Genomic DNA, 21,019 nt, shown 5'->3' with positions numbered 1-21,019 from the left:
GGAACCACCCGCGACGAGGAGCGAGCACCGTGTCCACCCCCGCCACCGGCCAGGAACTCGGCGCGTTCCTGCGCGCCCACCGCGAACTCCTCCAGCCCGCCGACGTCGGACTCACCGCCACCGCCCGGCGGCGCACCCCCGGGCTGCGCCGCGAGGAGGTCGCCTCGCTGTCCGGCGTCGGCCTCGCCTGGTACACCTGGCTCGAACAGGGCCGCGTCACCGCCTCCCGGCAGGTCCTGGAGGCGGTGGCGCGGGCCCTGCGGCTGGACGCGGCGGGCCTGCGGCACGCGATGCGGCTGGCCGGCTACCACGAGCCCGTCCCCGCCGACACCGACCGCACCGCCGCCGGGCGGCTGGCCGACGCCGTCCGCCCGGTGCTCGACTCCTGGCCGGCCAGCCCGGCCGTGCTGCTCGACCGGCACTTCGACCTGCTGGCCTGGAACGCCGCCTGGTCGGCGCTGTGGGGCGCCCCCGAGACCGTCCCCGCCGACCGGCGCAACCTGATGTGGCTGATGGCCGTCGACCACCGCCTGCGCGGCGTCCTGCACGACTGGGAGCCGCTCGCCATGAACGTCTTCCAGCACTTCCGCGCCCAGGCCGGCCCCGCCCTCGCCGACCCGCGCACCGGCGAGCTCTACCGCCGCCTGGAGAGCGACGCCCCCGAGCTGCGCCACTGGTGGGGCTGCCACTCGGTCGCCGAACTCACCGCCCGCACCGTCCTGGTGGAGCCCCCCGGCCTCGGCCCGGTCCGGCTCACCCTCAGCTCCTTCCACCCCGTCGACGACCCCTCCGCGCTGGTGCTGCTCTTCACCCCGTCCACCCCCGCCGACGCGGCCCGGATGACCGAGCTGGCAGCCGCGGGGGCGGACCGCGGGTCCGAACTGCTGGCGGCCGGGGCCGCCCGCTGAGCCTCAGCCCACCAGCGCCGCGCCCAGCGTCGACGCCTTCAACCCGAAGACCTCGCGCAGGTCGCCGTCGTCCACCACGAACGGCCGCTCCGCCATGTAGCCCAGCTCGGCGAACTCCCGCCACAGCGGGTCGCCGAACGCCAGCAGTGCCAACTCCCGTTCGGTGAGCTGCTCCAGGCGCGGCTCGGGCGCCCCGTGCAGGGCGGCCAGCGCGGTCGCCGCCTCCCGCACGGTCGTGCTGACCACCGGGGCGTGCCAGGCCCGCCCCCAGGCCCGGTCGTCGCGGGCGACCGCGACCAGCGCCGCCGCGACGTCCTCGGTGTACGAGAAGGAGTGCGCCGCGTCCGGATTGCCGTGCACCAGGGCGAGTTCGCCCTCCAGCACCCGGGGCGCCACCAGCAGCGTGAACGGCGAGACCGCTCCCGCGCCCAGGTACTGCCCGGCCCGCACCTCGGTGACCCGCAGCCGCCCCTCGGCGTGCGCCCGCTCGGCCCGCCGCCACAACTCGGCCCGCACCCGCCCCTTGCGGGTGCGCGCTTCCAGCGGGGTCCGCTCGGTCACCGGCCCGGCGGTCGGCCCGTAGCCGTACAGGTTGCCGAGCATCACGTAGTCGGCCCCGGCCCGCTCGGTCGCCGCCAGGATCGAGTCGAACAGCGGCGGCAGGGTCTGCGGCCAGGTGTGGTAGGGGGTCATCGCGGCGTTGAAGACGGTGTCCGCCCCGGCCAGCACCTCGGCCAACTCCCCGGTGCGGCCCGCGTCCAGGGCGATCCGCTCGATGCCCGGGTGCTCGGGCCCGCCGCCGCCGCGGGTCACCAGGCGGACCCGCTCGCCGCGCTCGGCCAACCGCCTGGCGGTCGCGGTCCCGGTCGCGCCCGCTCCGATGACGACTGCTCCGGCCATGGTGGTGCCTCCTTGCTCTGCTGGGGAACGTGGTCGCGGGGGCCCTCCGCCCGGCCAACTCTGCCCTGCGGCAAGGGGGTAGGGTCAGTGGCCCGATAGCCACGGAGTCCAAGGATCCAGCCATGCACCGCGTCGCCGTCCTGGCCGTCCCGCCCGTCAAGCCCTTCGATCTGTCCATGCCCTCGGTGCTGTTCGACGCCGCGGTCGAGGACGGCCGCCCCTGCTACACCGTCACGGTCTGCACGCCCGTGCCCGGCGTGCTGCCCGGCCACGGCGGCCTCGACGTCGTCGTCCGGCACGGCCTGGAGGCGGTCGCCGCCGCCGACACCGTCGTCGTCCCCTCCACCGCCAGCCGCCACGACGCCGACCCGGCCGCGCTGGACGCCCTGCGGGAGGCCGCCGCCGCGGGCAAGCGGATCGCCTCGATCTGCACCGGCGCCTTCGTCCTCGCCCAGGCCGGACTGCTGGACGGCCGCACCGCCACCACCCACTGGGCCCTCGCCGACGAACTGCAACGCGCCTTCCCCGCCGTCCGGGTGGATGCCGACCGGCTCTTCGCCGAGGACGGCCGGATCGTCACCGGCGCGGGCTCGGCCGCCGGCCTCGACCTGTGCCTGCACCTGATCGCCACCGACCACGGCGCGGCCGTCGCCAACCGGGCCGCCCGCGCCGCCGTCGTCACCCCCGTCCGCCAGGGCGGCCAGGCCCAGTTCGTCAGCACCCCGCTGCCCGCCCGCACCGACTCCCCGCTCGACGCCGCCCGCGTCTGGGCCCTGCAGCACCTCGACCGGCCGCTCTCCCTCGCCGACCTCGCCGCCCGGGCCCGCACCAGCGTGCGGACCCTGACCCGCCGCTTCACCGCCGAGACCGGCCTGACCCCCTTCCAGTGGCTGCTCCAGCAGCGCCTGCTGCGCGCCCGCGAACTCCTGGAGACCACCGACCTCACCGTCGACCAGGTCGCCGACCGCAGCGGCCTCGGCTCCGGCGAGTCCCTCCGCCAGCACCTGGGCCGCCACCTCGGCATGACCCCGGCCGCCTACCGCAACGCCTTCCGGCACCCCGACCGCGCCCGGGCAGCGCACCGGTGATCCGGATCGAGGCCCGGCCCGCCGGAACGGGCGCGGCCGCGGAGCCGGGACCCGCGAAGCGGCCGCCCCCCGGTAGCGGCTCCGGGGGGTGACCGCGGCGGGGACGCGCTCAGGCGGGGCGGGACGGTTCGTTCGCCCTGACCCGGCGGCCGACCCGGACCGCTCCGGCCAGGGCGGCCGCGCCGGCGAGCGGGGCGAGGCAGGCTCCCCCGTACAGGGCCACCACGGGCGACCGCTGCGAGCTGTCCGCGGCCGCGAGCACGAGGTTCGTCAGCCAGGGCAGGACGGCGAGGAGCACCCCGGCGGCCCGGAACCCGTCGAGGCGGCGCCCGGACAGGCGCAGCAGCAGGAGCACGGCGACCACCGTGCACTGCCAGAGCGTGAGCGTGCTGGCGCGCGACAGGAGCAGGGTGCCGAGCAGCGGGACCTCGTAGTGGAGCACCGCGATCATCGGGACCGCGATGCCCAGCGCGAGGGCGGCGGCCTCCCGCCTGCCCCGCGCCGTGGCGTCCACCAGGCCGGTCGGCGCGAGGAGGAGCAGCGCGCCGACGATCGCCGGGACGGCCGTGCAGTAGACCTGCCACAGGCTGTGCACCGGCTCCCGGAGTTGGAGGCCGATGCTGGTGAGCGCGGCGAGTGCCCCGGTGGTCCGGGCCGCCCGCCAGCGGCCCGCGAGGGCGAACGCGAGCGCAAGGAGCCAGGGCAGGCTGTCGGCCAGCAGCACGACCGCCGACGCGACGGCGTTGCCGAGGCCGAGAGCGGGGAACGGGTAGCGGATCCGGTGGACCGCCAGCAGGCCGAGGGCCACCGCGGCCGGGACGGCGACCAGGGCGGCGGCGTAGGGCACGCCGACGGCGGCGCACCACACGGCGGTGGCGAGGCCGGCGATCACGGAGGTGACCAGGTCGCCGAGCATGTAGCGGCCGGTACGGATGAGGATCTCCTCGGTGAGCTCGCGGGCCTGTGGGCGCCGTCCGGTTGCCCCGTCGCACCGGGTCGAAGCACACCGGGGGCGCTCGGTGCGCAGTCGGTCGGCCGGGCAGTAGGCCGCGGCGGGGGCGGGGCGCGGACGCGGCCGGGCCCCGGACTCCGTCACCCGCGAGGGGTGTTCGGTGTCCGGGGCCCGGGGCCTGCTCGGCCGGGCGGGCGGCTCAGCGCCGGAAGGCGTCCTTGACGTTCTCCCCGGCCTGCTTGAGGTCGCCCTTGGCCTGTTCGGTCCGGCCCTCCGCCTCCAGGCGCTCGTTGCCGACGGCCTTGCCGACGTTCTTCTTGACGGCGCCCTTGATCTTCTCGCCGGTGTTCTCGGCCTTGTCACCCATCGCCATGTCCGCCTCCTGGCTGTCGGTTCCTCGCTGACGGACGGTCGGCTGCCCCGGATCCGCCGGAAGATTCCCCCGAATGTCCGGCCCGGCCCCGGGCAGCAGAGGCCGTGACAATCGAGTCCCGGGAGGTCGTCGTGGTTCCCCTGCTGCTGGTCCTGCTCCTCGCCCTGCTGCTGTTCGGCGCCGGTTTCGCGGTGAAGATCCTCTGGCTGGTCGCCGTGGTCGTCCTGGTGTTCTGGCTGATCGGCTTCGCGGCCCGCGGCACGCACCCCTCCGGCGGTCGGCACCGCTGGTACCGCTGGTGACCGGTCTCCGGACCGCCGACGACCAGGGGCCCGCCGTCACCCGGCGGGCCCCTGGTCGTCCCTCCCCCCGCTCAGGGGTGTCGTCCTTCCCCCTGCTCAGGCGTTCTGCTGCTCAGCGTTCTGCTTCAGGCCGCGCGACACCAGCCAGGCGCCCGCCGCCGCGGCCAGGGCCAGGCCGGTGCCGATCAGCAGGGCGCCGTGGGTGACGTCGGAGAACGCGCCGACCGCCCACGCGCCCAGGCCGGTGCCCGCGTACATGGTCGAGGTCAGCCAGGCGCTGGAGGTGGCGCGGTGGGCGGGGGCGACGCTGCCGGCCAGGGTCTGCTGGTCGGTGACGAAGGCCCCGCTCGCGGTGAACCAGACCAACACGCCCAGCAGGGACAGCGGCAGGCCCGGGGCGCTGGTGGCGAGGGCGATGCCCGCGGCCAGCAGCAGGCCCCAGAGGGCGAGCAGCGGCAGGTCGGTGCGGCCCGCGCCGCGGGCCTTGTCGCCGAGGCGTCCGCCGATCAGCGAACCGGCCACGCTGCCCGCGCCGACCAGGACGCCGACCAGGCCGAGGGCCTGCACCGACAGGTCGAAGCGGCGGTCGAGGACCGCGCCGAGGAAGGTGTACGCGCCCAGGTTGGCCGCGTTGAAGACGGTGTTGACCAGCAGCGCGCGCCGCAGCACCGGGTCGCGCCAGCCGGCCAGGATCGCCCGGACGGCCCCGCCCGCCGCCGCGCTGCCCTGCGCGGGGGCAACCTGCCGGGTGAGCAGGGCGATCGCCGCGAAGGTGCCGATGGCGAGCGCCCAGAACGCGGCCCGCCAGCCCGCCGCCCCGGCCAGCACGCCGCCCAGCGGCACGCCGACCACCTGGCCGGTGGAGAACAGCGCCATGCCGAGCCCGAGGGCGCGGCCTCGCACCGCCTCGGGGGCGGTCTCGGCGATGTGCGCCCAGATCGCCGGTCCGGCGGCCGCGGCGGCCAGACCGGCCAGGGCGCGGGAGAGCACCAGCAGGGTGAGGTCGGTGGAGAGCGCGGCCGCCGCGTTGGACAGCACGAACAGCAGCCCGCCCGCGAGCAGGGTGCGGCGGCGGCCGAACCGGTCGCTGAGCAGGCCGAGGAACGGGGCGAAGACCGCGTACACCAGCACGTAGGCGGTGACGGTGGAGGCGGCGGCGGCCTCGGTGGAGCCGATCGACTCGGCGATGGTCGGCAGCAGCGGCGAGACCAGGAAGGTCTCGGTGCCGAACAGGAACAGCAGCGCGAACACCCCGGCGTAGCGCAGCGGCCGCAGTGCCTCCGGGGCTGGCACCGTCTTGTCGGTGCGTTCGGTCAGGTCGGAGACGTCGCTCACGGCGACCACCACCTCGTCCGGTCGTCGGATCGCGCGGCGCGTCCTCGGACCGCGGACGCGTTCGGCCGCGCGCGGGGAACAGGGGCGTCCGATGCGGCCATCGTGGGCGGCGGGCCGCGGACGCAGCCAGACAGGCGTTTGTCCTGTGACCGGGGCTCACACCCTGACGGGCCGTCAGCGTGTGCGCGGTGTGATCGGGTCGCGGCAGGGATAGAAGGGCTGCATGCGCTTTGTTCCGGAGTCGGTGGCCGCGGTGGTGCGTCGCGGAGCCAGGGATGCGTTCGTCGTGCAGTCGGTGCGGGCCACCGTCGCGGCGACGCTGTCGTACGTGGTGGCGACCTGGCTGAGCAGTGAACCGGTGCCGCTGACCGCGCCGCTGACGGCGCTGCTGGTGGTGCAGGTGACGGTGTACTCGACGCTGACCACCAGCATCCGGCGGGTCAACTCGGTGGTCGTCGGGGTGCTGATCGCCATCGGCTTCTCCACCGTGGTGGGGCTGTCCTGGTGGAGCCTGGGGCTGATCATCCTGGCCTCGCTGGTGGTCGGCCGGTTCGTCCGGGTCGACGAGTTCGTCCAGGAGGTGGCGATCAGCGCGATGCTGATCCTCGGCGTCTCGCAGGTCACCACCCAGGCCTGGGACCGGGTGCTGGAGACGGTGATCGGCGCAAGCGTCGGCCTGCTGTTCAACCTGGTGATAGCGCCCCCGGTGTGGATCGACACGGCCGGCGAGTCGATCGAGGACCTGGCCCGCCGGGCCCGCCACCTGCTGCTCGGCCTGGCCGAGGAGCTCGGCCGCCCCGTCCCGGTCGAACGGGCCGCCGAACGGCTGTACGAGGCGCGGCGGTTGGACCAGGCGATCGCCGAGGTCGACGGGGCGCTGCGGCAGGCCGAGGACAGCCTGCGGCTGAACCCGCGGATCAGCGAGGGCCTGCTCTCCCGACTGGTGCTGCGCACCGGGCTGGACACCCTGGAGATCTGCGTGGTCGTCATCCGGGTGATCGCCCGTTCGCTCACCGACCTGGCCAAGCGGCGCGGCCCGGGCGAACGGCTCTTCCCCGACGACGTCGCGGTGGCCCTGGAGGAGCTGTTCGGGCACGTCGGCGGGGCCCTGGTGAGCTTCGCGGTGCTGGTCACCACCCAGGTCAGCCGCAACGCCGAGGAGGCCGAGCAGCGGCTGGCCGCCGAACTCGCCGCCGCCTGGTCCTGCCGGGAGAACGTCGCCCAACTGCTGCTCCGCCGCGTCCAGGAGAGCCCGGAAGCCTGGCAGTTGCACGGTTCGCTGCTCGCCGAGGTCGACCGCATCCTCGACGAGCTCGACCTCGAACACCGCGGCCGCCGCCTGATGGAGGAGCTCGACCGCGCCTCCGTCGCCAACCGCGACCGCTTCTCCCGCTTCTCCCGCCTGCGCCGCCTGGCCCGCGGCGAACGCCTGCGCCCCCGCCGCCTGCGCCCCCGCCGGAAGGCCGCCTGACGGCGGGGCCGCCGTTGGGCCGCCGGGGGGAAACGTCGTACCGGTTCGGGTGTGTTGCGGCGAGCGCCCGAACGGCGCCGAGGACTCTCGGGAGGGTGCCGGCAGCGCGCCGGCCGTCCCCCCGCCCCTCTCCCCCGGAGCTCCCATGGCCCCCACCCCTGCCGGACGGCACCTGCTGTCCCTGCGCGCCGCCGCCCTCGCCGGCGCCGCCGTGCTGCCGCTGGCCGCGTTCGCCGCCCCCGCGTACGCCGCGCCCGGCGACAACGGCGACGTGAAGATCCACGAGGTCGGCACCCCGACGGACGACCAGAGGGACCAGCCGAAGGTCTGCTCCTTCTACCTGGACGCCTTCGACTTCGACACCGTCCAGCAGGTGACCTGGCACATCGACCAGCAGCCGCCGACCGGCACCGCCACGAACCTGCGGACCGGGCAGATCACGCTGGTCACCGGCCACGGCTTCACCCCGCCGGTGCTGCCGCAACTGCCGGACGGCCACTACGAGTTGTTCTGGAACTTCGCGGGCGAGAACGGCGCCGCCAAGCACAAGGTGTTCACGGTCGACTGCGCGGGCGTCGGCACCAGCCCCTCCCCGTCGCCGGCCGGCGGCGGCACCTCGCCGTCCCCGTCCCCCTCCTCGTCCACCTCCCCGTCGCCCGGCACCTCGCCCTCCGGCCCGGGCGGCTCCGGCGGGCCGAGCGCGGGCGGGCCCGGGCGGACGCCGCAGGGCGGGGTCGCGGCCGGGGCCGGCGGGTCCTCGCGGGACTGGAACCCGGCGGAGGTCACGGTCGGCGCCGCCCTGGTCGCCGGGGCCGGCTACCTGGTCGTGCGCCGGCGCCGCCGTTCCCGCCGTTGAGCCGGACCGCGCGTCGGCGCGCCCGCGGTGCCGCCCTGTTGCGGGTCGGCACCGCGGGCGCCGCCCTGCTGTGCGGCGTCTGGCTGGTGGACGACGGGCTGACCACCAGCCGGCCCCCGGCACCCGCCCCGCCGGAGACCGTCACCTCCACCGCGGCCCCCGCCCCGCCCGCTCCCGGCCCCGCCGCGAGCCCCGCGGTCACCCCGGACACCGCCGCGCTCGCCCCCTCCGACCCGACCCGGCTGCGGATCCCGTCGATCTCAGTGGACGCCTCGTTCACCCCGCTCGGCCTGGACGCCTCCGGCGCCCTCGGCACCCCGCCGCTCGGCCGCCCCGACCTGGTCGGCTGGTACCGGGACGCCCCCGCGCCCGGCACGGACGGCACCGCCGTCGTGGTCGGCCACGTCGACGACCGGCACGGCCCGGGCGTGCTGTACCGGCTGGGGCTGCTGCGCCCCGGCCTGACCATCGCCGTCACCCGGCAGGACCGCCGCACCGCGACCTTCACCGTGGACGCGGTGCGCTCCTACCCGAAGAGCGCCTTCCCGTCCGGGGAGGTGTACGCGCCGACCGGCCGGGCCGAACTGCGGGTCATCACCTGCGGCGGCCACTACGACCGGCACACCGGCTACGACTCCAACACCGTGGTGTACGCCCACCTGACCTCCGCCACCTGACGCCCGGCACCTGGCGTCCACTGCCTGACGCACCGTCAACCGGCCCGCCCCCGGCGGGCCTCGGCCGCCAGGGCCGCCGCCGCGAGCAGGGCCGCCGACAGGGCGGCGACCAGCAGCGGGTGCGGGCCGTCCGGGTGTCCGGCGGTGCGGGCCGCGCCCATGAAGTCCACCGCCGCGACCCGGTTGACCAGCAGGTACCACAGCGGCAGGTAGAGCGCCTGGAACAGCCGGTGGCCGCGGCTGACCACCCCGAGCGCGAGGGCCAGCGAGGGCACCAGCAGCGGCCCGCCGAGCCAGTGGGCGGCCCCGGCGCCGTCGCCCGCGGCGAGCATCCGCAGCAGCGGGGCGAGCCCGGTGAGCGCGGTCAGCAGGACGCCCGCCGCCCACTCGGCCAGCAGCCGCCGGCGCGGCGCCGGGTGCGCGCCGAGCAGTTCGGCCAGCCCGTGCTCGGCCTGCTGGGAGCCCAGCCGGGACCACAGCAGCACCGGCCACAGCCACAGCACCGGCAGCAGCAGCCCGCCCACCGCCCGCTCGGGCACCGCGAACACGGCGGCGGACAGCCCCGCGACCACCGTCCACCAGGTGCGCGGCACGCCCTGCACCAGGATCCGCGCCTCCCCCGCCAGCAGCCGCCCGAACGCCCCGGCCCGCACCGGAACGGTGCCCGGAAGCCACATGAACTCCCGTTCCTTCCAGGGTAGTTGCTCTTCCACCTTCCCCTCCGCCGCCTTCGGGCGCCCCGCGGTCCGGTCGAAGCGGCCGAACCAGAGCGCGGGCAGCACGGCGGCCGCGGCGGCCAGCAGGAACAGCGCCAGCCGGGCCAGCAGGAAGCCGCCGGTGAGCGGTGCGCCGTCCCAGCGGAAGGGGTGCAGCGGGTGCTCGGTCTCGGTCAGTCCGATGCTGAACCCGCCCTGGTCGTAGGCGAGTTGCTGCTCCTCCAGGGCCCGCCGCAGGGACGGCACCGCGTGCTGCACGCCGAGGCCGCCGAACGGCGCGTGCGCGGACTGGCCGCCGATGGCGATCAGCAGCGCCGGCCCGAACCAGAGCACGTTGCCGAACCCGGCCCGCAGCGGCGGGACGGTCTCGAACAGCACGGCCGCCGCGGCCGCCACCGCCAGCACCGGCAGCGCGATCAGCAGGAACGGCGCCAGCAGCGCGACCGGGTCGACGGAGCGGTCCTCGCCGGCCAGCAGCTGCCGCACCAGCGCGGTGCCCGCCAGCACCCCCAGCATCGAAGCCAGCACCAGCAGGTTGGAGAGGAACTTCGCCGCCAGGTACCCGGCGGAGCGCAGCGGCGTGGCCGCCAGCACCTGCCCGACCCCGGTGGTGTCGTCCCGGACGATCGCGCCGCGCACCACGTAGAACCCGCCGACGGTCAGCCACAGTGCCCCGGCCAGCGCGGTCGCGGTGCCGACCCAGGCGCTGTTGTACACGCCCCGGTTGCCGCCCACGTCGATGACGCCCCAGCGGCTGTCGGCGTCCGGCACCGCCAGCCGCCCCAGGCCGACGGCGGCCAGCAGCGTCACCGCGTACACCGGGCGGCGCACCCGTTCCCGGAAGTCCCCGACGGCCAGCCCGGTCAGCGTGCGCACCGTCACCGCCCCGCCCCCGGCCGGACGGTGTCCAGGTAGACGTCCTCCAGGTCCGGCCGCACCGGCACGGCGGCCGCGGCCGGCGGGCCGGACGCCAGCAGCCGCAGCCGGACGCCCTCGGTGGTGCGGACGGTGCGCCCGACCCGCCAACGCGCCTGCCAGGCCGGCACGTCCGCCACCGGGACGGTCAACTCCCACACTCCGCCGTCGAGTTCGCGCAGCAGCCGCTCCGGGGCGCCCAGCCGCAGCAGGCGGCCGCCGGCCAGCACGGCGATCGTGTCGGCCGTCGACTCGACGTCGGAGACGATGTGGGTGGAGAGCAGCACGGCCCGCTCGGCGGCGAGTTCGCCGAGCAGGTTGCGCAGCCGGACCCGCTCCTCCGGGTCCAGCCCGGCGGTCGGCTCGTCCACCACCAGCACCTTCGGGTCGGCGAGCAGCGCCTGCGCGATGCCGACCCGGCGGAGCATGCCGCCCGAGTAGCCGCGCAGCGGGCGGCGGACGGCCTCGGTCAGGTTGAGCAGTTCGAGCAGCTCGTCGGTGCGGGCCCGGGCGGAGCGTGCCGAGAGGCCCTTGGTGGCGGCCAGGTAGGCCAGGAACTCGCGCGCCGTCAGGTTCGGGTAGACGCCGAAGTCCTGCGGCAGGTAGCCGAGTTCGCGGCGCAGCCGGTCGGGGGAGGCGACCGCGTCGACGCCCCGGTAGTGCAGCGTGCCGGTGCTCGGCCGGGTGACGGTGGCCAGGATCCGCAGCAGCGAGGACTTGCCCGCGCCGTTCGGCCCGAGCAGGCCGAGCAGCCCCGGCCCGATCGTCAGCCCGACCCCGTCCAGGGCCCGCTTGCCGCCCCGGTAGACCTTGCCGACCCCGGCCAGCTCGATCACCGGCGCCCCCTCCCGCCGCGCGCCGTGCGCCTTCCACCCGCCCCCGCCCCTGCTGCTGCCCCTGTTGCTGTCCCTGCTGCTGTCCCCGGCCTCGGGACGTCCTCGGTCCACCGGTTCCTCCGGTCCGTTGCGGTCGCTCACGCCCCGAGCCTCGCCGATCCGGGACGGCCCGCCATCTGCCGTTCGGCAGATATCCGCCCGGTAGCCGGGGTCTGCCCGGTAACGGGGGCCCGGGGCGGGCGCGCGCAACGGAAGGCGGTGCCACCCTGGGAGCGGTGGCACCGCCTTCCGGCGTGTCCGTCCGGTCAGCCCGTGGTGCAGGCCAGGGTCGGAGCGGCGTTGGTGCCGCTGTAGTTGGCGTTGAAGCCGAAGTTGGTGGTGCCGCCCGCCGGGACGGAGCCGTTGTAGGCGGCGTTGTTCACCGTGACGACCTTGCCGGACTGGGTGTAGGTGCCGCTCCAGAGGTTGGTGACCGTCTGGTTGCCGGCGTAGGTCATGGTGACCTTCCAGCTGTTGGTGGCGGTGGAGCCGTTGTTCTTGACGGTCACCGCGCCGGTGAAGCCGGAGCCCCAGTCGGACGCGTTGGCGTAGGTCGCGGTGCAGCCGCTGCCGCCGCCGGTGGTGCCGCTCGGGCTGGGCGACGGGGACGGCGAGGGGCTGGTGCCGCCGGTCGGGGAGGGCGACGGGCTGCCGGTGCCGCCGGTCCCGTGGCTGACCGTGATGTTGGAGTTGCCGCTGCTGCCGTAGCCTTCGGTGGCCAGGATCTGGTAGTTCGGGGTGCCGAGGTTCAGGCCGGCCTTCGCCCACGCGTTGAAGAAGGTGGACACGGTGATGGTGCCGCCGGTGCGCTTCGCCTGGCGGATCGCCCAGAACTGCGTGAAGTTCGAGTGGTCGCCCTCGATGGACGGGGCGTCGGTGCGCTGCGTCGAGTACAGGTCGTAGGTGCTGCCGTCGCTGACCACCGAGCCCAGCTTGGTGGCGCCCGAACTCGGGTTGTAGTTCCCGTAGTTGTCGACGATGTAGTACTCGATAAGCGGGTTGGTGGTCCACCCGTACAGCGACAGGTAGCAGTTGCCGTTGCAGTTCCAGGTGCCCGAGTAGGTCACGGGGTCGGTCCCGCCCGGGTTCCAGCCCTTGCCGGCGACGAAGTTGGTGACGTTGTTCCACGTGGTGCTGTACTGGCCGCCGGCGCCCAGGGTCATGGACGCCTGGCCGCTGTTCTGGCTCCAGAACGAGTAGAAGTACCCGTTGTCGGTGCCGGTGCTGTTCGACGAGATGGTCGTGTCGGCGTTCGCGACGGCGGGGACGACGAGGACGGCCGCGAGGGCCACGGCAAGGATGCGTGCCTTGCTGACGAGCCGGGAGAGGCGGCCGCCTCGGGTGGGACGGATGGGCTTCACGGGCCTGCTTCCTCTTCGGTGGGGGACGGACGGAAGGGCGCGCCGCGGCCGGGGTGGCGGCCGGGCCGGATCGGCAGTCGTGAGGGCCTGCCGTTGGCGATGATGCTGGCCCGCACCTGTCGGAGTGTCAACACTTTCGACACGCGTGCGAAACAATGCCGGACGGCCGGGATTCCCGCAATGGAGCATATCCGCAGCTCACCGGCCACCGCCGGGAACCGAGACATCCACCCCGCCCGCCCGACAGAGGCGAGCCGCCATGAAAGCTTGCAAGGGGGACAACCCGAAGAGGGTATCTTTCTCGAAAATTTCGAGACTGTGATCGATCGCTGTGCCGGTCGAACCGAGCCCGACCCCCGGCGCCGGGGCGCTGCGGATACGAACGGGTGATTTTGGGCGGTCCGGCGCGGGGGCCGGTCGCGGACGGCGGGGCCTTGTCCGGCAAGGGATCTGACGGCGTGTCCGGTGACACGGGGTGGCCGACACGGGGAGTGACGCCTGACCACGTTGCGTGTCCGATGTGTGGTGATGTGGGCCCGCCCCGGGTACTCCCAGCCCGGACCGAACTGGAGGAACCATGTCCCGAACTGCCAAGGCCAAGGGCATCGTCGCGCTCGCCGTGGGCGCCGCCGCCGTGGTCGCCGGTGTTCCCGCGCTGGCCGGTGCGGCCACCACCGACACCCACCGCGCCGCGCCGCCCACCGTCACCATCGACTTCACCGGCACCAACTCGGCGTCCGGCGCGGCCAACGCGATCGGTGCGGGCTTCGGCGGCACCGCCACGGCCAAGGACAGCACCGGCGCACAGGTCGCCACCGTCTACGACCAGTGCACCAAGGACGCGATCTCGGTCGACTCCGCGACCGCCTTCTGCACCGCCGACCTGGTCTTCACCGGCGGCGACCAGGTCACCTTCACCGCGGTCGTCCCGATCGACAACCCGCTGACCGCCAAGTACCCGAAGAACTTCGACGGCGTCGTCACCGGCGGCACCGGCGCCTACAAGGGCCTCACCGGCGCCGTCCACATCAGCAACACCGCCACCGCCGTCTACCAGCTCAGCTGGGACGCCTGACCCCCGGGCCCGGCCGTCGGGCCCGCGCCACGGCCCGCGGAGGCGAGAGCCTCCGCGGGCCGTGGCAGGTCGAGCGGGAGTCAGACGGCGGGGAGGGACGTCAGTGCGTGGCGGCGGTCATCGCTGCGGCGTGGGCGGCGAACAGGTGGGCGGTGGTACGGGTGGGGTTGGCGGGGTCGTTGTTCCACATGACGCGGTGGCCGTCGTAGTCGGGGTAGAACGAGCCGTCGTCGACGCGGGAGGTGAGCAGCCAGAACTGGTCGCCGGCCGCGCCGGAGGCGAGCGCGGCGTCGGTCCACGCCTTGTAGGCGGCGTCGCGGGCGGTGGTGTCGGCGATGTCGCGGCCGGCGTCGATCTGCAGGCCGAACTCCTCGATGACGACGGGCTTTCCGAGGGTGCGGCCGTCGGCGAGGTGGTCGGTGATCCAGCGGGTGCCCCAGCCTGTGGCGTCGGTGCCGGGCTTTTTGCCGCTGGTCTCGCCCCAGTTCTGCGGGTAGACGTGCACGGTGCCGTAGTCGACGGCGGGCAGGGCGGTGAGCTTGAGCCAGTCGTTGCCCTCGTAGTTCGAGTACGGGTAGTCGGCTTCGTTCGCCCGCCCGTAGAAGCCCTCGTCGCCGACGGCGAGCAACTGCCGCGGGGCCAGCGACTTCACGTACGTGCTCATCTCGCGGGCCCAACCCAGCAGGGTGGCAACGGACTTGTCGCTGCGGCAGCGCGGCTCGTTGGCCAGTTCCCAGGCCATGACGGTGGGGTCGTCGGCGTAGCGCAGGCCGGTGTAGCGGTTGCGGCGCTGGATCACGTGCTTGGCCCAGGACCGGTACGCCTTGCGGCAGTTGGCGTCGGTGTAGAACTTGTCGTGGTTGACGCCGTCGCCGTAGGAGTCGTCGGCCAGGCCGAGGAACCAGGACACGTACTGCTGCATGCCGCCGTAGTCGGGCCAGTTGTTGACCAGCGGGAGCACGAGGCGCAGGCCGAGCTGCCCGGCCTTCTGGACGGCGTAGTCGAGGCTGTCGAAGGCGGCCTCGTCGTAGCTGAACGGCTTGGGCTGCAGGGCCCGGTAGGAGTGGCCGTCGCCGTCGGCGAACGCCCAGGCGCGGATCACGGTCAGGCCCATCGCGGCGGCGTCGTTCAGCACCGCGTCGATCATGTAGTGCGACTGCTGGTGCAGGTAGTAGCAGTTGGTCCCGCCGAACCGGAACGCCCGCCCGTCCAGGCGCAGTTCACCGCCGCGCGCGGTCACGAAGGAGCGGCGGTCGCGGCCGGAGCCGTCCTGGCCGCCACCGCCCTGACCGTTGGAGCCCTGGCCGTTGGAGCCCTGGGCGTCCTGGCCGGCGGCGAAGGCGGTGCTGCCGAGCAGCGGGGTGGCGGCGAGGCCGAGGGCGGCCGCGCCGAGCAGGTGGCGGCGGCTGGTGGTGCGGGGCTGGTCGTTCACGTGCGTCCTCCGGACATGCGGGTGGGGTGGGGGTGGCGCCTGGGGGGGATCGTGAAGTCCCGGGTGCGGCCCGGCCGGTGGGGTTCCGGCCGGGCCGCGGGGTGGGTGGCGGTGGCCGTGCCGCTCGGTCGACTCGACCGGTGCGGTCAACCCGACTGGTACGGTCAGCCGTTGACGGTCTTCTGGGCCTCGGACCACTTCTTGTTGAGCTCGGCGAAGTAGCTGTCGCGGTCGCCGGGGGCCGCGCCGCGGGCGATGTCGACGAGCTTCTGCCGGTAGTCCGGGGCGTCGAGGTTGATCTCCGCGCCCTTGTCGATCTTCTTGACGACGGCGGACTTGTCCTGCTTCTGCCCGATCAGCTGCACCCCGTTGTCGGTGAACGGCTTGAGCGTGGCGGGCAGTTCGGAGCCCTTGACCGAGGAGATGCCTTGCTCGGCCTGCGCCGCACCGGACTTGGCGATGTACCAGTCCAGCCAGGCCCGCGCGGCCTCCTGGTTCTTGGAGTGCTTGTTGATCGCGTACTTGTAGTCCGGCTGCAGGACGCTGCACAGCTTCCCGGAGGTGGACGGGAACGGCATGTAGCCGATGTCGTCCGGGTTCGCACCGGCCTTGGTGGCCGCGTCGCGCATCTGGGAGACCGACCACGAGCCCAGGTACATCGCGCCGACCTTGCCGGTGCCCAGCATCACCTTCGACTGGTCCCAGTTGGTGGTGGTCGGGTCGTCCTCGGACAGCTTCTGGTTGACGATCGCGTACACCAGGCTGTCGACGGTGTTCAGGTCGCCGCCGGCCGCCCACGGCTGCGCGGTGGTGGCGAGCTTGTCCTTGGCGCCCTCGTCGCAGGACGGCGAGCCGATCGCGTCCGTCCACTGCCGCAGCGGCCAGCCGTCGTGGTAGTTCGTGTAGTACGGCACCGCCTGCCCCCTGGCCTTGATCGCCTTCAGGTCGGCCAGGAACTCGTCGGGCGTCTTCGGCCAGGCGGTGACGCCGGCGTCGGCCCACACCTTCTTGTTGTAGACGAAGCCGGTCACCGTGCCGAAGTTGGCGATGCCGTAGACCTTGCTGTCGACCGTCGCGTAGTCGGTCCACTGGTAGGACTTCGACAGCTCCTCCGAAGACCCCAGCGAGGAGAAGAAGTTGGGGAACTGCGCGATCGACAGGTCCGAGGGGATCGGCAGCACGTCACCGTAGTTCTCGGTGTTCATGCGGATCTTGACTTCGCCCTCGTAGTCCTTCATCCCCTCGAACTTCACCTTGACGTTCGGGTAGACCTTGTTGAACTCGGCGGCGTACTTGTCCAGCGTCCCGTCACCGAGCTGGTCGGTGCGGTTGGTCAGCACCGTGATCGAACCGGTGACCTTCGTCGGGTCCGCGTTCACCGACGGCGCAGCGGACACCCCACCGCCACCCCCACTGCTACACGCAGTGAGCACCACCATGGAAGCGGCCGCGACGGCCGGCCATCCTCTGCGCATCTCGCTCATCCTTCACGCTGATCTTCATTGGCTCGTGGAAGCAGCGACCGGCGACCGCAGGCGGCGCTCCGGGCTGTTGGACGCTTAACGTAGACGTCACATCCCGGCCATGTCCATAGACCGGTCAACACTGAAATACAGCGGTTTTGAAGGCATAAGGCGCCACAGAACTAAAACTTTACTTAACTTGATGACGGATTAGTCTCGTTATCGGACTGCGACCGCGCACCACTGGACAACGTTGTCAAAGCAAGCCAGAATCCACCCCGAGGCTAGTAACACTGCGTCACGATCCCGAGCGATCCCGAGCGATCCCGGACGATCCCGGGCGCGCAAAAGCCGCGGTCCCGCCCCCGGACGGACAGGGGCGGGACCGCGGCCGGGGGTGTGTCAGACCGTCCGGGTGAGGCGGTCGGCGAGGAGCTTGGCGAAGCGGGCCGGGTCGGCGAGGTCGCCGCCCTCGGCCAGCAGGGCGGTGCCGTAGAGGAGTTCGGCGCTCTCGGCGAGCGAGGGGTCCTCGGGGCGCTCCTCGTGGGCGGTGCGCAGGGCGGCGACCAGCGGGTGGTCGGGGTTGAGTTCGAGGATGCGGCGGGCGGGCGGGACGTCCTGGCCCATCGCCCGGTACATCTTCTCCAGGGTCGGGGTCAGGCCGTCGGCGTCGCTGACCAGGCAGGCCGGCGAGTTGGTCAGCCGGGTGGTGAGGCGGACGTCCTTGACGTCGGCGAGCGCCCCGCCCAGCCAGCCCAGCAGCGGCGCGTAGGAGCCGGCGTGCTCCGCGGGGACGTCCTCGGCGGGGAGGTCGACGGCGCCGCGGGCGACCGAGGCGAACTCCTTGCCCTCGTACGGGGGGACGCCCTCGACCCAGATCTCGTCCACCGGGTCGGTGAGCAGCAGCACCTCGTAGCCCTTGGCCCGGAACGCCTCCAGGTGCGGGGAGTTCTCGACCTGGGCGCGGCTCTCGCCGGTCATGTAGTAGATCTTGTCCTGGCCGTCCTGCATCCGGGCCAGGTAGCCGGCCAGCGAGGTCGGCTCCTCGCCCGCGGTGCTGGCGAAGGAGGCGACGTCGAGGATGGCCTTGCGGTCCTCGGCCGGGTCGAGCAGGCCCTCCTTGACGGCGGGGCCGAACTCCCGCCAGAAGGTGCGGTACTTGTCCGCGTCGCCGGTCATCATCTCCTTGACCGTGGCCATCACCTTCTTGGCCAGGCGGCGGCGGATCAGCTGGATGTGCCGGTCCTGCTGGAGGATCTCGCGGGAGATGTTCAGCGAGAGGTCGGCGGCGTCCACCACGCCCTTGACGAAGCGCAGGTGGTCGGGGAGCAGCTCGCGGCTGTCCTCCATGATGAACACCCGCTTGACGTACAGCTGGACGCCGTGGCGGCCGTCGCGCTGGAACAGGTCGTGCGGGCGGCGGGCCGGGATGAACAGCAGCGCCTCGTACTCGAAGGTGCCCTCGGCCCGCAGGCTGACGGTCTCCAGCGGGTCGGTCCAGTCGTGCGCGATGTGCCGGTAGAACTCCCGGTACTCCTCGTCCGCGACCTCGGCGCGCGGGCGGGCCCAGAGCGCCTTCATCGAGTTGAGGGTCAGCTCGCCGGCGCCGTCCGGTCCGGCGGTGCGGATCGGGAAGGCGATGAAGTCGGAGTAGCGCTTGACGATCCGCCGGATCGTCGCGGTGTCGGTGTAGTCGTGCAGGCCGTCCTCGCCGTCCTCGGGGCGCAGGTGGACGGTGACCGCGGTGCCCTCGGGGGCGTCCTCGACGGTCTCGACGGTGTAGGTGCCCTCGCCGGCCGACTCCCAGCGGGTGCCGGTGGGCTCGCCGGCCTTGCGGGTCAGCAGGGTGACCTTGTCGGCCACCATGAAGGTCGAGTAGAAGCCGACGCCGAACTGGCCGATCAGCTCGGCGGGTTCCTTGCTCTCGCGCAGCCGGCGCAGGGTCTCGGCGGTGCCGGAGCGGGCGATGGTGCCGATCAGCGCGACGACCTCGTCGCGGGTCATGCCGATGCCGTTGTCCCGGACGGTCAGCGTGCGGGCCTCCGGGTCGGTGTCGACGGAGATGTGCAGGTCGTCGGCGCGCAGCCGCTCCTCGGTGAGGCCGGCCAGCCGCCGCTTGTCCAGGGCGTCCGACGCGTTGGAGATCAGCTCGCGCAGGAAGACGTCCTTGTTCGAGTAGATCGAGTGGACCATCAGCTGCAGCAGTTGCCGCGCCTCGGCCTGGAACTCCAGCGTCTCGGTGCTCATGGGATCCTTTTCGCTCGGGGTGACGGTGCGGGTACGGGAGCACGCGCTCCGTGGCAATCTGGCACACCGGCGGCGGCCCGGACAAACGCCGACGGAGGAGCGCCGCCCCCGGGCCCGGTCCGGCCCGGCCGTGCCGGACGGGGCCTACCCGGACCGCCGGCGCGCGAGGTGGACGACGATGTCGGCGGTGATCCCGACCGTCTCCGGCAGGACGCCCGCGACCGCGTCGTACGCCTGCTGCCGCCCGGGCTCCGGCAGTTGGAGGTACGCCGAGACGGTCGACAGGTAGCCGAGGTAGTCGCGGGCGCTCATCGTCAGGCGCCGCTCGACGACGGCCTGCCGGACGTCGGCGAACAGCGGGGACCGCTGCAGCTCCGTCCCCGGCCACTGCAGTGGCGCGCCGGGAGCGGTCCCGTCGGGGGACGGTACGTCGTCGTTCGCCAGGAACGGCGCCCGGGCCGCGCGCACCGACTCCTCGACGGCCGGGTCGGCCAGTTGGACCGGGCCGCCGAACGAGGCGAATACGCCGCCCGGTTCCAGCAGCGCGGCCACCCTCGGCCACCGCCCCTCCGGGCGGGTCCAGTGCAGGGCCGCCGCCGCGTACACCAGGTCGTGGGGCCCGCACGGCCGCAGGTCCTCGAACGCGGCCCGCACGGTCGTCACGTGCGCGGGCGCGGTCCTGCCCAGCTCGGCCAGCATGGCGGCGTCGGGCTCCGTCGCCGTGACCGCGACCCCGCGCCCGGCGAACAGCCGGGTCGCCTTGCCCGTCCCCGCCCCGATCTCCAGCGCCGTCCGGACCGGCCGGCCCGCGTACGCCGCCACCAGGTCGAAGAGCTCTTCGGGGTACCCCGGCCGGAACCTCTCGTAGGCCTGCGCGATCGCGCCGAAACTCAGTGCACGGGTGGACATGCCGAGCATCCTGGCACGACCGGAGCGGACCGCGCCCGGCATTGACCCGGCGGCGCGGCCCTCCACGGAACAGCGGCGCCGGGGCCGGGCCCGGAGGACGGCCGGAGCCAGGCCGGGGGCCGGGGCCTGCGGTCAGGCGTGGGCGGCCTGGGGTCGGGCTGGCGGTCAGGCGTGGGCGGCCGCGCACTCCGGGTGGCCCCAGCTGCCGCCGACCTTGCCGATCGTCTCGCCCTTGCCGTAGGAGCGCCCGCACGGGCAGCGGCCGGGGAACTTCGCGGCCAGCGTCCGGCCACCGCCGCCGCCCGAACTCCGCCTGGCCGCACCGCCGTTGGCTCCTCCGGAGGCGCTGCCGGACGACGTGGAGGAGCCGGACGCGGACGCGGTGCGGCGGGCGCGCGGGGCCGGGGCGGTCACCGGGTCGGGCACCGGCAGGTCGGCGGCGGTGCCGGCGGCGGCCTGCTGGGTGCGGGCGGCGTCGCTGGCGGCCTTGTCGGCGATGGCGTTCAGCGGGTCGCCGTCCACCTGGTGGGCGGGCACGTAGACGAACGCGACGTCCCGGTCGGTGAGCAGCGCGTCGATCCGCTGGATCAGCTCCTGGTTGGCGACCGGCTTGCCCGCGGCGGTCTTCCAGCCGTTGCGCTTCCAGCCGTGCAGCCACTTGGTGACCGCGTCCCGGGTGTAGGTGCTGTCCAGCCGGACCTCCAGCGGCAGCGCCGGGTCGGTGGCCTCCAGCAGCCGTTGCAGGGCCGTCAACTCCCCGACGTTGTTGGTGTTCCGGCCCAGCGGACCGGCCTCCCAGCGCTGCGGGGCGCCGTTCCCGTCGGCGACCACGAAGGCCCACCCGGCCGGCCCCGGATTGCCCTTGGCCGCTCCGTCGCAGGCGGCGATGACTCGTTCAACCATCCCCCGATCATGCCAGCCCCCGCCCACGACCCCCGACCGGCGGCCGCGGCGACCGCTACGACGGCCGCTGCGGCGACAGGTCGGACGGCAGGTCGTAGGGCAGGTCGGAGGCGTCCCGGTGCCGGGCGCTGCCCCACTTCCCGGAGTCGCGCCGCTCGCCGGTCCCCCGGGCCGCCGCCGCGCCGCCGGAGCCGGACGACGAATCCGACGTCCGGGACTGAATACGTGCCCCGCCGTACCCTGCCCTCCCCTTGCCGGGGG

19 protein-coding genes are annotated in these 21,019 nt (G+C 74.0%); 7 read left to right on the top strand and 12 right to left on the bottom strand.

Going from position 1 to position 21,019, the window contains the following annotated elements:
* The first annotated feature begins 29 nt into the window (after positions 1-29).
* Entirely contained in the window at positions 30-908 is an 879-nt protein-coding gene (locus OU787_RS27095) for a helix-turn-helix domain-containing protein (RefSeq protein WP_051817082.1), read from the top strand.
* Between the two features lie 3 nt (positions 909-911).
* Here the strand turns inward: OU787_RS27095 and OU787_RS27090 are convergent, their stop codons facing one another.
* Complete coding sequence (locus OU787_RS27090) at positions 912-1,808, bottom strand: NAD-dependent epimerase/dehydratase family protein (RefSeq protein ID WP_268660897.1); 897 nt, start codon at positions 1,806-1,808, stop codon at positions 912-914.
* Positions 1,809-1,930: 122 nt separating this feature from the next.
* Between OU787_RS27090 and OU787_RS27085 the strand changes: the two genes are divergently transcribed.
* On the top strand, positions 1,931-2,896 hold the full coding sequence (locus tag OU787_RS27085) for a GlxA family transcriptional regulator (RefSeq protein WP_030460942.1): 966 nt from the start codon (positions 1,931-1,933) through the stop codon (positions 2,894-2,896).
* Positions 2,897-3,005: 109 nt separating this feature from the next.
* Here OU787_RS27085 and OU787_RS27080 read toward each other — a convergent pair whose 3' ends face one another.
* Positions 3,006-3,992 (bottom strand): hypothetical protein, encoded by a 987-nt coding sequence (locus OU787_RS27080; protein ID WP_268660896.1) that lies wholly within the window; start codon positions 3,990-3,992, stop codon positions 3,006-3,008.
* Positions 3,993-4,047: 55 nt separating this feature from the next.
* Complete coding sequence (locus tag OU787_RS27075) at positions 4,048-4,221, bottom strand: CsbD family protein (RefSeq protein ID WP_030460946.1); 174 nt, start codon at positions 4,219-4,221, stop codon at positions 4,048-4,050.
* 131 nt (positions 4,222-4,352) lie between these two features.
* Between OU787_RS27075 and OU787_RS27070 the strand changes: the two genes are divergently transcribed.
* Entirely contained in the window at positions 4,353-4,523 is a 171-nt protein-coding gene (locus OU787_RS27070) for a hydrophobic protein (protein WP_268661934.1), read from the top strand.
* 96 nt (positions 4,524-4,619) lie between these two features.
* Here OU787_RS27070 and OU787_RS27065 read toward each other — a convergent pair whose 3' ends face one another.
* A complete protein-coding gene (locus OU787_RS27065) occupies positions 4,620-5,858 on the bottom strand; it encodes an MFS transporter (protein ID WP_268660895.1) in 1,239 nt (412 codons plus the stop codon).
* Between the two features lie 223 nt (positions 5,859-6,081).
* On the opposite strand from OU787_RS27065, the gene OU787_RS27060 reads away from it, so the two are divergent.
* From OU787_RS27060 to OU787_RS27050, 3 genes are all read left to right on the top strand, one after another.
* Positions 6,082-7,329 carry an FUSC family protein gene (locus tag OU787_RS27060; RefSeq protein ID WP_268660894.1) on the top strand — a complete coding sequence of 416 codons (1,248 nt, stop codon included), beginning with the start codon at positions 6,082-6,084 and terminating at the stop codon, positions 7,327-7,329.
* A 145-nt stretch (positions 7,330-7,474) separates the two neighbouring features.
* Complete coding sequence (locus OU787_RS27055) at positions 7,475-8,185, top strand: hypothetical protein (RefSeq protein WP_268660893.1); 711 nt, start codon at positions 7,475-7,477, stop codon at positions 8,183-8,185.
* A 38-nt stretch (positions 8,186-8,223) separates the two neighbouring features.
* A complete protein-coding gene (locus tag OU787_RS27050; RefSeq protein WP_268660892.1) occupies positions 8,224-8,862 on the top strand; it encodes a class F sortase in 639 nt (212 codons plus the stop codon).
* Positions 8,863-8,897: 35 nt separating this feature from the next.
* On the opposite strand, the gene OU787_RS27045 is transcribed toward OU787_RS27050, so the two are convergent.
* The 3 genes from OU787_RS27045 to OU787_RS27035 all read right to left on the bottom strand — a co-directional run bounded on the left by OU787_RS27045 (position 8,898) and on the right by OU787_RS27035 (position 12,729).
* Positions 8,898-10,460, bottom strand: a complete 1,563-nt coding sequence (locus OU787_RS27045; RefSeq protein ID WP_268660891.1) for a hypothetical protein — start codon at positions 10,458-10,460, stop codon at positions 8,898-8,900.
* Positions 10,457-11,329, bottom strand: coding sequence for an ATP-binding cassette domain-containing protein (locus OU787_RS27040; RefSeq protein WP_268660890.1), 873 nt, complete (start codon positions 11,327-11,329; stop codon positions 10,457-10,459). The genes OU787_RS27045 and OU787_RS27040 overlap by 4 nt, the downstream gene beginning before the upstream one ends.
* 305 nt (positions 11,330-11,634) lie before the next feature.
* The gene (locus tag OU787_RS27035) at positions 11,635-12,729 is read right to left on the bottom strand and encodes a glycoside hydrolase family 11 protein (RefSeq protein WP_327059424.1); all 1,095 of its coding nucleotides are present in this window, start codon (positions 12,727-12,729) and stop codon (positions 11,635-11,637) included.
* Between the two features lie 577 nt (positions 12,730-13,306).
* Here OU787_RS27035 and OU787_RS27030 point away from each other — a divergent pair.
* A complete protein-coding gene (locus tag OU787_RS27030) occupies positions 13,307-13,804 on the top strand; it encodes a hypothetical protein (protein ID WP_268660889.1) in 498 nt (165 codons plus the stop codon).
* A gap of 100 nt (positions 13,805-13,904) precedes the next feature.
* Here the strand turns inward: OU787_RS27030 and OU787_RS27025 are convergent, their stop codons facing one another.
* The 5 genes from OU787_RS27025 to OU787_RS27005 form a co-directional block, all read right to left on the bottom strand.
* Positions 13,905-15,236: a glycoside hydrolase 5 family protein gene (locus OU787_RS27025; RefSeq protein ID WP_268660888.1), complete on the bottom strand. Its 1,332-nt coding sequence runs from the start codon at positions 15,234-15,236 to the stop codon at positions 13,905-13,907.
* Positions 15,237-15,400: 164 nt separating this feature from the next.
* The gene (locus OU787_RS27020; RefSeq protein WP_268661932.1) at positions 15,401-16,711 is read right to left on the bottom strand and encodes an extracellular solute-binding protein; all 1,311 of its coding nucleotides are present in this window, start codon (positions 16,709-16,711) and stop codon (positions 15,401-15,403) included.
* A gap of 390 nt (positions 16,712-17,101) precedes the next feature.
* On the bottom strand, positions 17,102-18,946 hold the full coding sequence (htpG, locus tag OU787_RS27015) for a molecular chaperone HtpG (RefSeq protein ID WP_268660887.1): 1,845 nt from the start codon (positions 18,944-18,946) through the stop codon (positions 17,102-17,104).
* 144 nt (positions 18,947-19,090) lie between these two features.
* Complete coding sequence (locus tag OU787_RS27010) at positions 19,091-19,855, bottom strand: class I SAM-dependent methyltransferase (protein WP_030458645.1); 765 nt, start codon at positions 19,853-19,855, stop codon at positions 19,091-19,093.
* Between the two features lie 165 nt (positions 19,856-20,020).
* Complete coding sequence (locus OU787_RS27005) at positions 20,021-20,758, bottom strand: ribonuclease H family protein (protein ID WP_268660886.1); 738 nt, start codon at positions 20,756-20,758, stop codon at positions 20,021-20,023.
* Between the last annotated feature and the right edge of the window lie 261 nt (positions 20,759-21,019).

Origin of the sequence: Kitasatospora sp. YST-16, assembly GCF_026802215.1 — a bacterium.
Classification (GTDB): Bacteria; Actinomycetota; Actinomycetes; order Streptomycetales; family Streptomycetaceae; genus Kitasatospora; species Kitasatospora cineracea.
The sequence above is the reverse complement of the archived record's forward strand: the minus strand, read 5'-3'. Positions and strand labels throughout refer to the sequence as shown.